Origin of the sequence: Mycolicibacterium doricum (assembly GCF_010728155.1) — a bacterium.
GTDB classification, from domain to species: domain Bacteria; phylum Actinomycetota; class Actinomycetes; order Mycobacteriales; family Mycobacteriaceae; genus Mycobacterium; species Mycobacterium doricum.
Window position 1 is genome coordinate 144,670 of the sequence record NZ_AP022605.1, and the last position, 13,444, is coordinate 158,113.

At 68.6% G+C, this 13,444-nt stretch carries 10 protein-coding genes; 6 read left to right on the top strand and 4 right to left on the bottom strand.

All coding sequences use genetic code 11. From position 1 onward, the window contains the following. Positions 1-95: 95 nt before the first annotated feature. Positions 96-2,300, bottom strand: coding sequence for an acyl-CoA dehydrogenase family protein (locus G6N07_RS00650; RefSeq protein ID WP_085189361.1), 2,205 nt, complete (start codon positions 2,298-2,300; stop codon positions 96-98). 154 nt (positions 2,301-2,454) lie between these two features. Here G6N07_RS00650 and G6N07_RS00655 point away from each other — a divergent pair, with 154 nt between their 5' ends. From G6N07_RS00655 to G6N07_RS00665, 3 genes are all read left to right on the top strand, one after another. After that, positions 2,455-3,360, top strand: coding sequence for an oxygenase MpaB family protein (locus tag G6N07_RS00655; protein ID WP_085189363.1), 906 nt, complete (start codon positions 2,455-2,457; stop codon positions 3,358-3,360). Positions 3,361-3,376: 16 nt separating this feature from the next. Beyond that, positions 3,377-4,270: a class I SAM-dependent methyltransferase gene (locus tag G6N07_RS00660; RefSeq protein ID WP_085189365.1), complete on the top strand. Its 894-nt coding sequence runs from the start codon at positions 3,377-3,379 to the stop codon at positions 4,268-4,270. Positions 4,271-4,522: 252 nt separating this feature from the next. After that, complete coding sequence (locus G6N07_RS00665; RefSeq protein WP_235849650.1) at positions 4,523-6,364, top strand: pyruvate kinase; 1,842 nt, start codon at positions 4,523-4,525, stop codon at positions 6,362-6,364. An 11-nt stretch (positions 6,365-6,375) separates the two neighbouring features. On the opposite strand, the gene G6N07_RS00670 is transcribed toward G6N07_RS00665, so the two are convergent. Continuing rightward, positions 6,376-6,858, bottom strand: coding sequence for a hypothetical protein (locus G6N07_RS00670; RefSeq protein WP_085189369.1), 483 nt, complete (start codon positions 6,856-6,858; stop codon positions 6,376-6,378). 46 nt (positions 6,859-6,904) lie between these two features. Between G6N07_RS00670 and G6N07_RS00675 the strand changes: the two genes are divergently transcribed. After that, a complete protein-coding gene (locus G6N07_RS00675; RefSeq protein ID WP_085189371.1) occupies positions 6,905-7,567 on the top strand; it encodes a phosphatase PAP2 family protein in 663 nt (220 codons plus the stop codon). On the opposite strand, the gene G6N07_RS00680 is transcribed toward G6N07_RS00675, so the two are convergent. Next, positions 7,521-9,011, bottom strand: coding sequence for a bifunctional phosphatase PAP2/diacylglycerol kinase family protein (locus G6N07_RS00680; protein ID WP_085189373.1), 1,491 nt, complete (start codon positions 9,009-9,011; stop codon positions 7,521-7,523). The two genes, G6N07_RS00675 and G6N07_RS00680, sit on opposite strands and share 47 nt — an antisense overlap. Positions 9,012-9,182: 171 nt before the next feature. Here G6N07_RS00680 and G6N07_RS00685 point away from each other — a divergent pair, with 171 nt between their 5' ends. Next, positions 9,183-9,836 (top strand): L,D-transpeptidase family protein, encoded by a 654-nt coding sequence (locus G6N07_RS00685; RefSeq protein WP_085189643.1) that lies wholly within the window; start codon positions 9,183-9,185, stop codon positions 9,834-9,836. Between the two features lie 147 nt (positions 9,837-9,983). Here the strand turns inward: G6N07_RS00685 and G6N07_RS00690 are convergent, their stop codons facing one another. Then, a complete protein-coding gene (locus G6N07_RS00690; protein ID WP_085189375.1) occupies positions 9,984-11,489 on the bottom strand; it encodes an FAD-dependent oxidoreductase in 1,506 nt (501 codons plus the stop codon). An 82-nt stretch (positions 11,490-11,571) separates the two neighbouring features. Here G6N07_RS00690 and G6N07_RS00695 point away from each other — a divergent pair, with 82 nt between their 5' ends. Continuing rightward, positions 11,572-13,416: an Hsp70 family protein gene (locus G6N07_RS00695; protein WP_085189377.1), complete on the top strand. Its 1,845-nt coding sequence runs from the start codon at positions 11,572-11,574 to the stop codon at positions 13,414-13,416. Positions 13,417-13,444 lie beyond the last annotated feature (28 nt).

The window sequence follows — 13,444 nt, forward strand, 5'->3', positions numbered from 1 at the left end:
CTGCCTCTTAGGTTGTCGGCGGGTACTGCAGAGCACTCAACGGACGCTGATCGCCCAATGTTCCCGTCCACCGACTCGCCAAACACTTCAGCTGGTTACGGATCGCGCGGCAACCCGAGCAGCCGTTCGGCGATGATGTTGAGCTGGACCTCCGACGTGCCGCCGTAGATCGTCGTGGCGCGGCTGCCCAGCAGGTATTCCGCCCATTTGAGCTCGAGCGACCCCGGTTCCGCGAGCACGCCGTCGGTGCCGAACGACGACACCGCGAACTCCGCGTACCCTTGACCGGTCTTCATCGACAGCAGCTTGGAGATTGCGGCCGACGGCATGGCGTCGCCGCCGGCGAGCGTCAGCAGCGTCGAACGAAGATTCAGCAGTTTGGCGGCGTGGCCTTCGGCGATCAGCTGGCCGGCTTTGTTCTGTCCGACCTGGTCGAAGTGCCCGTCGCGGATGAATTCGACGAAACCGTCGAGCGTGGCCAAGAACGGCGGCTCACTGCTGCCGATCGACACCCGCTCGTTGGTCAGGGTGTTGCGGCTGACCTCCCAGCCGCGGTTGACCTCGCCGAGCACCAGGTCGTCGGGGACGAACACGTCGTCGATGAACACGGTGTTGAACATCGCGTTGCCGGTCAGTTCGCGTAGCGGTTTCACCTCGACGCCTTCGCTGTTCATGTCGAGCAGGAAGTAGGTGATGCCGTTGTGTTTGGGCGCGCTCGGATCCGTCCGGGCAAGCAGCGCGCCCCACTGGGAGAACTGTGCCCCGGTGGTCCAGATTTTCTGGCCGGTGATCCGCCAGCCGCCGTCGACCTTGGTGGCCTTGGTGGTCAGGCTGGCCAGATCCGATCCGGCGCCCGGTTCGGAGAACAGCTGGCACCAGATCATCTCGCCGCGGAAGGTGGGCGGCAGGAAGCGCTGCTTCTGTTCGTCGGTGCCGAACGCGACGATCGACGGGATCAGCCACGCGGCGATCCCCATCTGGGGGCGCTTGACCCGGCCGGAGGTGAACTCCTGGGCGATGATGATCTGCTCGACCGGGCCGGCCCCACGACCCCACGGGGCGGGAAGGTGCGGCACCACCCAACCCCCCTCGGCGATCGCGACGGTCCGCTCCTGCCGCGGTAGCGCCTTGAGCGCGGCGACCTCGGCGCGGATTTCCTCGCGCAGCTTCTCGGTGTCGGGATCGAGGTCGATGTTGATCGGACGCATCCCCGTGGCGGTGGCGGTGTCGACGACGTACTGCGGATAGTCGGCGCGCCGGCCGAACGCCGCGGCGAGCGCCAGCGCGCGGCGGTAGTAGACGTTGGTGTCATGCTCCCAGGTGAAGCCGATCCCACCGTGCACCTGGATGCACTCCTGGACGCAGTGCTGCGCGGCGGTCGGCGCCAATGTGGCGGCGACGGCGGCAGCGAATTCGAAGTGTGGTTCTCCCGTCGCGTTTGAGCGAACATCGTCGAGTGCGCGGGCGGCATCCCACACCGCGGCGGTGGCCCGCTCGGTCTGGGCGATCATGTCGGCGCACTTGTGCTTGATGGCCTGGAACTGACCGATCGGCCTGCCGAACTGTTCGCGGATCTTCGCGTACCCGGACGCGGTGTCGGTCGCCCACCGCGCCACCCCGATGGCCTCGGCGGACAGCAGCGTGACGATCAGGGCCCGCGCCATCGGGCGGGTCAGGGTGCGCAGCACCCGGTCGTCACCGATCTCCACGGCGTTCGCCCGCACATGCGCGACGGGTCGCAGCGGGTCGATGCCCGCCACGGGTTCGATCTCGAGTTGGTCGGCGTCGAAGACCACCCACTCGGCGCCGCTGCTCTCGTCGTCGAGACCGGCGACCGGCAGCACGAGCACGGAAGCCTGGGCGGCGGCGGGGACGGCCCGCACCTCGCCCCGGATCACCAGCCCGTCGGCATGCCGGGTCGCGGTCAGCCCAGAGTCGATCGCGTAGGCGGCGATGACCTCACCCGAGGCCAGGGCGCCGAGCATCTTGGCATCCGGATCGTGGGCGGCGATCAGCGCGCTGGCGATGGCTGACGGCACGAACGGTCCGGGGACCGCGCCGTAACCGAATTCCGCGAGCACGATCGCGAGTTCGAGGATGCCGAAGCCTTGTCCGCCTGCGGACTCGGGCAGGTGCACACCGTGGAGCCCCTGCTCCGCCGCCGCCTTCCAGAACGCAGGAGGGTTGGGGATCGGATTCTCGAGTGCGTCATGGAGCACTTCCGAGGGCGCCACCCGCGCGACCAGGGAACGCACCGAGTCGGCGAGGTCGTTGTGCTCTTCGATGATGGCGATGGGCATAGCTTCGTTGCCTTCCCTATTAACCGCTTGGTCGGGAGCTAGGTTACCCCGCGCCCCGGGCGGGCGGGACCTCTCCGGTGCACCCATCTCGACACCCGTCGATGTGGCAGACAGAATCAGGAGCATCCGTTCTCCGGCATTCAGGGGGTGGCCGATGATGGTCAGCGAACCGGTTCCAGAGGTCGAGCGTTCGGTCAATGCACCGACCCAACCCGGCGCGCTGATTCCCGCGCCGGCCCGGCGCTCCGCCAGCATGCAGGACGGTCTGATGGGCGTCGCGCTGCTGGCCGGACCGGCGAACGTGATCATGCAGTTGGCCCGTCCCGGCGTCGGTTACGGAGTGCTGGAGAGCCGCGTGGAGAGCGGCCGCCTGGACCTGCATCCGATCAAACGCGCCCGGACCACATTCACGTACCTGGCCGTCGCCACCCGCGGGAGTGCCGCGCAGAAGGCGGCGTTTCGCCGGGCCGTGAACAAGGCGCACGCGCAGGTGTACTCCACCGACGAGAGCCCCGTGAAGTACCACGCCTTCGACAAGGACCTGCAGTTGTGGGTCGCGGCCTGTCTCTACCAGGGCGCGGTAGAGGTGTTCCGGCTCTTCGTCGGCGAAATGGACGACCAGACCGCCGAAGAGCACTACCGCGACAGCATGACGATGGGCACCACGCTTCAGGTGCCGCCGCAGATGTGGCCCGCCGACCGGGCGGCGTTCGACGAGTACTGGCAGGAATCGCTGGAGAAGGTGCACATCGACGACACCGTCCGCGATTACCTCTATCCGATCGCGGCGTCGCGTCTGCGCGGACTGAGGCTGCCGCCGCCACTGCAGCGGCGCAACGAAGAACTCGCGCTGCTCATCACCACCGGCTTCTTGCCGCAGCGCTTCCGCGACGAGATGCGGTTGCCGTGGGACGCCGAGCGGCAGCGACGTTTCGACCGGCTCATCGGCGTGCTGCGCACCGTCAACCACGCGCTGCCCAGGTTCATCCGGCAGTTCCCGTTCAATGTGCTGCTCAGGGATCTCGACCGTCGCATCCGCACAGGGCGCCCACTGATCTGACGCGTATAACCGAGACGTGCGCAATGACAACGATTCATGGGACATCACCACCGGCGTCGGATCCACGGCGCTGTTCGTAGCGGCGTCGCGGGCCCTGGAGGCCCGTAAGCCGGACCCGCTCGCCGTCGACCCGTACGCGGAGGTCTTCTGCCGAGCCGTCGGTGGTGCATGGGCCGATCTGTTCGACGGCGCGGCGCCCGACCACATCCTGCATTCGCCTTTCGGCAAGCAGTTCGTCAACTTCCAGGGCGCCCGCACGAAGTACTTCGACGCCTACTTCGCTGCGGCGTCGGCGGCGGGTGTGCAGCAGGTCGTGCTGCTGGCGGCGGGCCTGGACTCGCGTGCCTACCGCCTGCCGTGGCCCGACGGCACCGTCGTGTACGAACTCGACCAGCCGCGGGTCCTCGAGTTCAAGCGGGAGGTGCTTGCCGACCGCGGTGAGACGCCGGCGGCACAGCGCCGCGAGGTGGCGGTCGACCTGCGCGACGACTGGGCCGGTGCGCTGACCGCGGCCGGGTTCGACCCGGCCCGACCCTCGGCGTGGCTCGCCGAAGGGCTGCTGGTCTACCTACCCGCCACCGCGCAGGAGGCGCTGTTTGGCGGGATCGACGCGATGTCGGCCGCGAACAGCTGCGCTGCCGTCGAGGAGTCGGTGCCGATGCCCGCCGAGCTGTTCGGGTTCAAGCGCGATGAGGAGCGGGCGGCCGGCGACGACGGGACCTTCTTCACACTTGTGTACAACGAACGGCATGCCCCGGCCGAAGAGTGGTTCGCCGAGCGGGGATGGAATGCAGAACCCACGACGCTGTCCGACTATCTCCCGCGTCTGGGGCGACCGGCTGACCTCGACGACCCCGAGGCCCGCGCGATGACCAGCGCAATACGACTGGTCACCGCGACCAAGGTGTGAGCGCCGTCACCAATTCGGGGACCGCCTCCGGTGGCCACGGTGCATGCGGAACCCATTGCGTCGACGAGGCACCGTGGGTGATTCGCCGCTGCTTGCCTGCTACGTCGCTCTGTGGACGGCACTCCAGCCATGGTGACCCCTCGTCCGGTCGGTGCGCTCTGTTCACCCCGAGGTAACCGTCGGCCCATACTCTGTGGGAGCCGTCCGACAGTGAACCAGGAGTGCCAATTCGTGTCGTCTCACCCGGCCCCAGTGACCGAATCCCGGACGTCCCCCGATGGCGCGCCCGGCGTGCTGATCGAGGAGTTGGACGAGCTGATCGGCCACTTGCTTCCCGCGGAGACAGCATGGTCGGAATGGCTGCAGGAGGTGAGTCCGGAATACCGTTTCAGTGCGCGGAACATGGTCCACTACTGGGCCCTTCGGCAACGCGACCTCCGGCGAATGCAGTCCCGGCTGGCATCCTTCGGCCTGTCGTCATTGGGGCGCAGTGAACCGCATGTGGAGGGGACGCTGCGGCTCGTCCGCGCGGCGGCTGCCGCGATGGGCGGTGATCCATGGCACCGGCCGGAAAGCGGCGACGTCGACCTCGAACGAGGACGGGAACTGTTGCGGTCCCGCGCCGTCGAACTGCTGGGGTCGCCACCCGCGGACCGCCGGACCCGCATCATGGTGACTCTCCCATCGGCGGCGGCGACGGACTCCGGACTGGTCCGCGAACTCGTCGAACGGGGCATGAACCTGGCGCGCATCAACTGTGCCCACGACGGCCCCGCCGCGTGGTCGGCAATGGCCGCGCATGTCCGCAGCGCGAGCGAGGTCACCGGCCTCCCATGCCTCATAGCGATGGATCTGGCCGGCCCGAAGCTGCGCACTGGGCCGCTTCAGCCCGGGCCGCGGGTCGTCAAGATCCGCCCTACTCGCGATGCGCTCGGCCAAGTGCTGGCACCTGCGCGGGCCTGGCTCACGAGCGCTGAGAACCCCTCACCCGTACCGGAACCCGGACTGGTCACCGTCCCCGTCGACGGTGGGTGGCTGGCGCGGCGACAGGACGGCGATGTGGTCCGGCTACGCGACAGCCGTGGCGCCAAGCGCGCATTCGTGTTGACCGAACCCACCGCGACTGCCGAGGGTGTACTGGCAACCGGTGTCAAGACGACCTACCTCACCAGCGGTACCGTTCTGCACGTCGACGGCATCCACGATCCCTGCCCGGTCGGTCTGCTGCCAGCTCGAGAGCAGAGCCTGGTGTTGAATCGGGGCGACGTGTTGACCGTGACGAGGGACCTCTCGCCGGCGCCCGCCGACTACGGCGGCGCACCATGGATCGGTTGCACGCTTCCGGAGGTCTTCGACAACGTCCTTGTCGGCCAAGCAATCCGGTTCGACGACGGCCGGATCGGCGGTGAGGTCATCGCGGTGGAGCGCGACAGCCTGCGTGTGCGTATCGATCATGCTGGGTTCGGCGGCTCGAAGCTCCGTGAGGGCAAGGGCATCAACGTGCCCGACACCCATCTTCCGGTGGCGGCCCTGACCGACAAGGACGTGGCCGACCTTGCGACGGTCGTCGACATCGCCGACATCGTGCAGATGTCGTTCGTGCAGCGGCCCTCCGACATCGAGCGGCTGCATCAGGAGCTGCACCGGCTCGGTGGTGACGGGTTGGGGGTGGTGCTGAAGATCGAGACCAGGCGGGCGTTCGAACGGTTGCCCCAACTGCTGCTCACCGCGATGCGGCGGCCCGGTGTCGGTGTGATGATTGCGCGCGGTGATCTCGCCGTCGAGGTGGGTTACGAACGGTTGGCGGAGGTGCAGGAGGAGATCCTCTGGCTCTGCGAGGCGGCGCACCTACCGGTGATCTGGGCGACCCAGGTGCTCGAGCAGTTGGCTAAGAGTGGGCTCCCCTCGCGCGCCGAGATCAGCGATGCGGCGATGGCGGAGCGCGCTGAATGCGTCATGCTCAACAAAGGGCCGCATATCGCCGATGCGATCGCGGTGCTCGACGACATCCTGGGCAGGATGGACGAACATCACTACAAGAAGAACGCCCTTCTGCGGCAGCTGCATTCGTGGAAACCCGACGCGACCGGCTGACGATCCGGACATCAGGGACGGTAGGGCACGCCCACCGCGCGGTACACCCACTCGGGGGCAACGCCGAACGCCAGCGACCGGGTCGGCAGCTCGGCGAGCACGTCGTCGGGGATGTCGCTCTTGTAGTGCAGGGACAGCTGTCCGCGTGAGCGCGGGTCGACCCGGCTGACGTCGACCTCGAGGTGCAGGCCGTCCGGTGCGACTTCGGCGCTGACTGGGCCGTCGGCGGGGGCGTCCCAGCGCTGGTCGATGGTCCGGCCGGCCAAACCCGGCACGGTCGTCAGGGTGGCCAGGACCCGCTCGCGGGTCAGCACCAGTGCCCCGGTGTATCCGGAGACGCTTCCCGACACCCGCTTGCCGGGAATCGACCCGGTGAATCGGCGGGTCACCGGCACGAACTCGGCGAGGCGCAGGATCCCCTCGGCCTCGGCAGCAGCGCGCATCTCGTGGGGCAACTTGCCGATCCGGAGCAACTTGCGCAGAAAGACGGCCATGTGCAGGCAGCCTAAAGGGCATCGGCGTGACTGGTAAACAGGCGTGATGCCCAACCGTAACTGGTTGATCGGTTCGGCCTTGGTTGCCGTGGCGGTCTTCGCGTCGATGTGGATCGGGTACGCGCAGCACTGGCCGTGGCTGGCCGCCGCGGATGCAGCCGCCCTCGAACCGCTCGACCGCTTCGGTACCGCCCACCCCGCCTGGGTGACCGGGTGGCACATCTACTGCATCGTGCTGGGGCCGACGGTGCTGCGGCTCGCCGGTGTGGTACTCATCGCCGTCGCGGTGATCCGGCGCCGTTTCCGATGCGCGCTGTTTCTGGTGCTCACCGTCGAGTTGTCGGGGCTGCTGCTGGTGATCGCCAAGGCGGTTGCCGGACGTCAGCGTCCTGCCACCGCACTGGTGACCGCGCCGTCGACGTCGTTTCCCTCGGGCCACGCGCTGGGTCTGATGGTCATCGTGCTTGCGGCGCTGACCGTCGCCCTGCCGCAGCTGAGTCCCGCGGCACGGCGCTGGGCGATCGCGCTCGGCGTGGTCCTCATCGCGACGATCGGAGCTGGCCGTGTGGTGCTCAACGTCCATCACCCCTCCGACGTAGTGGCCGGTTGGGCGCTCGGATACGCCTACTTCGTGGTGTGCTGGTTGCTGTATCCGCCGCGGGTCAGTCCAACGGACGAAACACCGGCAGTACCCGGTACTCGGCGCTGAAACTGGCGTGCTGGCAGGCGATCCCCACTTCCCCGTCACACGCCAGCACGGTCGGCCCGTCGACTGCGGTGAAGGCGAACTGCGGCACCCGCATCTCGTGGTAGAGCGGGCTGCGCTCCAACCGCCCCAGCATCAGCGCGGTCAGGATCCGTGTCCGACTGAACCGCCGCCCCGTCTCGAGTATCCGGACATCGAGCAGACCGTCGTCGATCCGGTGACGCTGCGCCGGTGCGAACCCCGAGGGCAGATAGGTGGAATTGCCCAGGAAGAACAGCGACGTCTGCAGCGTCTGGTTGTCGTAGCGGATGCGGACCGGCTGACCCCGGCGCAGCGTGTGAAACATCGCGTACAGCCCGGCAAGCGGTTTGCCGATCTTGTGCTCCAGCTTCTCCCTTGTCTGCACGAACTGCGGATAGGCACCGATGCTTGCCGTGTTGATCACCATGTGTTCCTCGTTGAGGCACACCAGATCGACGCAGGCCACGCTGCCGCGGCGAATCGCATCGACAGTGCGGGTGACCGAGTCGCACCCGATGTCTTTCGCGAAGTGGTTGAACGTCCCGCCGGGGAACACCGCGAGCGGTAATCCGGCTTGTTTGGCGATACCTGCCGCGGTCGCCACCGTGCCGTCGCCACCACCGACCGCCAGGACCTCGGCGCGACCGGCCGCCTCGCGCAGCACCTCCCGCAGGTCATCCCCTTCGCCCAGTTCGACGATCTCGGTGCGAGGCAGCGCGTCCCGCACCTCGTCCACCACGCGGGCGCCTTTACCGCCTCCCGATGCCGGGTTGATCACCAACACCACACCGGCTCCGTCGGGCCGGGGCGGTGTCGGAACCCGCAGCGGTCGGGCCGTGGGCAACTTCGTCGGGGTGGTCGGGGGCACCACCCGGCCACCGAGTACCGCGACGCCCGCACCGAGGCCGAAGCCGGCGAACACGTCACCGGGATAGTGCGCGCCCGTTGCCACCCGGGACAGTCCGACCAGCCCGGCCAGCAGTGCCAAGCCCAAACCGATCGGCGGGCTTTCCAATCCAACACCGACCGCGAAGGCCGCAGCGCTTGCCGAATGGCCCGATGGCAGTGAGTTCGACGTCGGGAAGCGCCGGCTCCGCCGGGCCAGCGGCACGGGCAGATAACTGGGGCGGGCGCGTTTCCAGACCCGCTTGGCGCCCTGATTGGCGACGAGGCTGGTGACGGCGAGACTCACCAACCCTCGGGTGACGCCCCTGCGGGTCCTCGGCCCGCCGACGGTGAGCAGGCCGGCGGCGATCGCGAACCAGAGCATCGAGTGGTCGGCCGCCCTGGTCAGTCCCGGCATCGTCGCATCGAGCAGCGGGCTGGGCGACTCGGCGACGGCTTCGAAGACCTCCCGGTCGAGGCTGCCGAGGCCCTTGCCGATCTGTCGGAGGCCACTACCGCGGCGTCGGGTACGCAGGTCCATACGAGCCAACGTAGCCGTCCGCGTCCTTGGCAAAACTTCGTTGTCAAGGGTGACGACGGCCTGGCGTGGCGACAGCATTGTGGTCGCGGTGGCTGGTCTCAGTCCTCGGTCGCGACCCGATCGTGTCCGAACGTTGACGTGACCGAAAGCCCGCCCGCCGACGATGGGTGGATGCGCCGCCTGTTGACCCTGTTGTGCGCTGCCGCGGTGTGCCTGGTTGCCGGGGCGCCGGCAGCGCCTGCCGCTGCCCCGTGGTTCGCCTCGTCCGTCGGGGCGGCCACTCAGGTGATTTCTGTTGTCGGCGTGGGTGGTTCCTCGGCCAAGATGGATGTGTACCAGCGCACAGCAGCGGGCTGGCAGCCGATCGCGGTCGGAATCCCCGCATTCATCGGCGCCAAAGGGATGGCGCCGCAGACCCACGACGGCGAGATGATGACACCGATGGGGGTGTTCACGCTCGACTTCGCATTCGGCACCGAACCCAACCCGGGCGGCGGACTGCCCTACGTCCAGGTGGGGCCTGACCATTGGTGGGACGGCGACATGAAGAGCCCGACCTACAACACCATGCAGGTGTGCAAGAAGCAGCAGTGTCGCTTCGACACATCGCTGAGCGCAGGCACCGAGAACCTCGACATCCCGCAGTACCGGCACGCGGTGGTGATGGGCGTGAACAAGGCTCGCGTCCCCGGCAACGGCGGCGCCTTCTTCGTGCACACCACCGGCGGTGGACCGACCGCCGGATGCGTGGCTATCGACGACGGCAGGCTCGTCGAGCTCATGCGGTGGTTGCGGCCCGGCGCACTGATCGCGATCTCGAAGTGACGCTCAGAGCCTGAGCAGATGCCAGCTGCGATCCTTGGTGGCAACCACGACTCCTGGCTCAGGTGCATCGTGCCCATCGGCGCTCTGATATTCGCCGGGGGGCAAGGTTTCCCCGACGAACTGGCGAAGGTTGCCATGCCGTCGTAGTCAGAGATATCTCGTGAGGTCACGCGTCGCGGGACCCTCGAGTAGGGTCCCGTCCGGCGCGAAACGCGACCCGTGCAGCGGGCATTCCCATGACTCGTCGGAGTCGTTCCAGTTGACGATGCCGCCGAGGTGCGGGCACACCGGTGAGAGCCGGCGTTCCACCCCGTCGACGACACTGCGCGCCTCCAGCGCCCACGGCGGTCCGCTGACCACGCCACCGGAGTCGGGCGTGTGGTTGACGATCCGCGTCACCGGCGTGATCCATCCCTTGGCCAGGTTGATCCCCACCTCGACGTTGGCCTGCACCGCCTTCGGGATGCCCGACAGCTCGTGCGGGCTCCAACTGGCGAACGCATCGGCCCAGTCCATCCGGCCGCCAAGGATACTGCCGGCAAGGGCGAGCGCCGCGGCCGTGCCGTTGGTCATGCCCCATTTGTCGAAACCCGTTGCTACGTAGATCTTGTCCTGTCCCGGCAGAATCGGGCCGACGTAGGGCAACTCGTCGACCGGCGTGTAATCCTGTGCGGACCAGTAGTTCGTCTGCATCGCACCCGGATAGTGCTGTTTGGCCCACGAATCGAGTTCCTGCACCGAGGACGACGGATGTTTCTCGCGGCCGACCGGATGACCGGCGCCGCCGACGATCAGCCGATCACCGTCGGGGGTCGGCGCGTAACGGACCGACCGGGTGGGGGAGTCGGTGGACAGGTACATGCCGCGGGTGATGGTGCCGGGGACCTTGTAGGCCATGCAGTAGGACCGAGACGGTTTGAGGCGGGCGAAGAACCCGCCCCGGTCGAGGATCGGGATGCCCGTGGTGAGTACGCACTGCCGTGAGTCGACGTCGAACTCGTGGCCCTCAGAAGTTCGCACGTGCAGCGTGAGACCGTCATCGGTACCCGAGACCCGCTGCACCCGCGCGCCCTGGGCGAGTCGGCCGCCCCGCTCGTCGAGTTCGACGATCAGGCTGTCCAACAACGGCATCGGGTCGAACTGAGCCTGATCGGCCAGCCGGACACCGCCTTTGAATGCGAAGGGCACGTCGGCGTGGTCGACCCATTCGGCGCCCAGACCGGCTGCCTGACAAGCCTCCAGCTCCGCTCGTGCCCCGGGCAGCCCCTTCTCCGACTGTGCAAAGGTGAAGGCGTCTTCGCGTTGCACCGAGATGCCGTGCGCCTCGCAACGATGGATCAGCCACTCCTGGCCTTCGAGGTTGCCCTCGACGTACTTCCTCGCGATGCCCGCGCCGTGCTTGCCGACGATCTTCGACATCTTCGTGCCCTGCAGCAGGCTGATCTTCGCGGTGGTGTTGCCCGTCGCGCCCGCGCCGGGGCGGAACGCTTCGAGCACCATCACGTCGCGGCCGGCGCGGGCCAGCAGGACGGCGGTGATCAATCCGGTGAGCCCGGCGCCGACCACCACCACGTCGGCGGAGCGGTTGGTTTCGTCGAGAGGGTTGGGCGGAAGGGCCGGTTCAGCACGGCCCGCCAGCCAGAGTGACGTCATGCGACGGTTTTCCCCCGGGCGAACCGGCCGAAACGAGGGGTTGCCGGTCACGGGGTGTCGGTGGCACTAGGGTGGTGACCTGATGAGCGACCCGTTGGGCTTGTCGATCGGGACCACGAACCTGGTCGCGGCCCGAGTCGGCAGCCCCCCCGTCATACGGCGTTCGACGCTGAGCCTGTTCGGCGATCGCACGCCGCAGGTCGGCGTGCCGGGCGGACCGGGCGTGGTCCTCGACGGCTTCGTCGAGCGAGTCGGCGACCCGGTGCCTCTGGTGGCCGCCGACGGCACCTCCTACCGCGCCGAGACGCTGCTCGTCGAGGCGCTCGACGCGATGACCGAGGCCGCCGATGCGACGGCCAGCGGCGTGACGGGCACCGGTGACATCGCCATCGCCGTGCCCGCGCACTGGGGTACCGCCACGGTCTACGCACTGCGCAACGCTCTGCGTACCAATCCCGTCTTCACCCCGAACGGCAGCCCCGCCCGCTTGGTCTCCGACGCGGTCGCCTCGCTGACCGCGTTGCACGCCAACCCAGGACTGCCGACCGACGGTGTGGTGGCGCTGCTGGACTTCGGCGGCAGCGGCACCAGCATCACGCTCGCGGACGCCGCGGCGGGTTTCGCGCCGGTCGACGAGACCACCCGGTTCGCCGAGTTCTCCGGTGACCTGATCGATCAGGCGCTGCTCACCCACGTGCTGACAGGGATCACCGACGCCGGCGGTGTGGACCCGGCGCGCACCGCGGCGGTCGGATCGCTGACCCGGCTGCGCGAACAGTGCCGCGACGCCAAGGAGCGGCTGTCGGCGGTGACCGCCGCCGACCTGGCCGCCGAGCTGCCCGGCTTCCGCGCCACGATCCGGATCACCCGAACCGAACTCGAGGAGATGCTGCAGCAACCGCTGGCCGGGGTGCTGACCGCGCTCGACGCGGCACTCGAGCGCACCCGCATCGGATGGGCCGGCGTGTCGGCGGTCGTCACCATCGGAGGCGGGGCGAGTATCCCGCTGGTCACCCAGCAACTCTCGGCGCACACCCGCGTTCCCGTGGTGAGCACGCGGCAGCCGGCCCTGGACGCGGCGGTCGGTGCTGCGTTGTTCGCCGTGTACACAACGGCGGCGGAGGCGCCGACGGGGATGGCGGCCGCTGCACCCGTCACCGCGATGATCAACGACGCACCGGGGTCGGGGACCTTCGGCGCACTGGCCTGGTCGCAGGACGACACGACGTCCGATGAACCGGTGCCCTACACCGGTGACGACACCTACGAGCCCTACAACCCCTATGGGCCCGTGGCCACCGGCGCCCGGCCCGGCGTGCAGTACCTGCCTGCCGCCGAGCCAGAGGAACGCCGGCGCGGTTGGCATCTACCGCAGTTGGCATTCGGCGCCGCGGCGGTGGTCGCGGCGATCGCCGTCGGCGGTGTCGCCTACGCACTGACCGGGACCTCGACCGACAGCACACCGGTCACCGAGTTCGAGACCAAGCGCCTGCCCGCGAGCCCACCCCTGCCGGAGGCGTCGGCCGCGCCGCCACCCCCCGTTGTCTCGGTCACCACCGCGCCGCCAGCACCACCACCACCGCCGTCGGCCGTTGCGCCGGCGCCACCGCCGCCATCCCAGACTTCGACCACCACCACAACCACGCCGCCCCCCACGACCACGACCACCACGACCACGACCACCACTACGACGGCGGCGACCCAGACCACGGCGACCCAGACCACGACGACCCAGACCACGACGACCCCGACCACGACGACCCGGCCGACAACGACCCGGCCGACAACGACCCCGACCACGACGACGACCCGGCCGCGGACGACCACCACCGCGCGACCCGGGACCACCGAGCCGACGTTGACGACGACGTATGTGACCGTGCCGTTCCTCCCGATCCCGATACCGATCCGGGTGCCCGGCAACTGACGCCCGCCGGCAGCCTCCTGGCCGAAAA

What these genes read in the sequence shown, in the direction of transcription:
- G6N07_RS00650 (WP_085189361.1), bottom strand. Translation starts at nt 2,300, where the DNA reads ATGCCCATCGCCATCATCGAAGAGCACAACGACCTCGCCGACTCGGTG.
- G6N07_RS00655 (WP_085189363.1), top strand. Translation starts at nt 2,455, where the DNA reads ATGATGGTCAGCGAACCGGTTCCAGAGGTCGAGCGTTCGGTCAATGCA.
- G6N07_RS00670 (WP_085189369.1), bottom strand. Translation starts at nt 6,858, where the DNA reads ATGGCCGTCTTTCTGCGCAAGTTGCTCCGGATCGGCAAGTTGCCCCAC.
- G6N07_RS00675 (WP_085189371.1), top strand. Translation starts at nt 6,905, where the DNA reads ATGCCCAACCGTAACTGGTTGATCGGTTCGGCCTTGGTTGCCGTGGCG.
- G6N07_RS00680 (WP_085189373.1), bottom strand. Translation starts at nt 9,011, where the DNA reads ATGGACCTGCGTACCCGACGCCGCGGTAGTGGCCTCCGACAGATCGGC.
- G6N07_RS00685 (WP_085189643.1), top strand. Translation starts at nt 9,183, where the DNA reads ATGCGCCGCCTGTTGACCCTGTTGTGCGCTGCCGCGGTGTGCCTGGTT.
- G6N07_RS00690 (WP_085189375.1), bottom strand. Translation starts at nt 11,489, where the DNA reads ATGACGTCACTCTGGCTGGCGGGCCGTGCTGAACCGGCCCTTCCGCCC.
- G6N07_RS00695 (WP_085189377.1), top strand. Translation starts at nt 11,572, where the DNA reads ATGAGCGACCCGTTGGGCTTGTCGATCGGGACCACGAACCTGGTCGCG.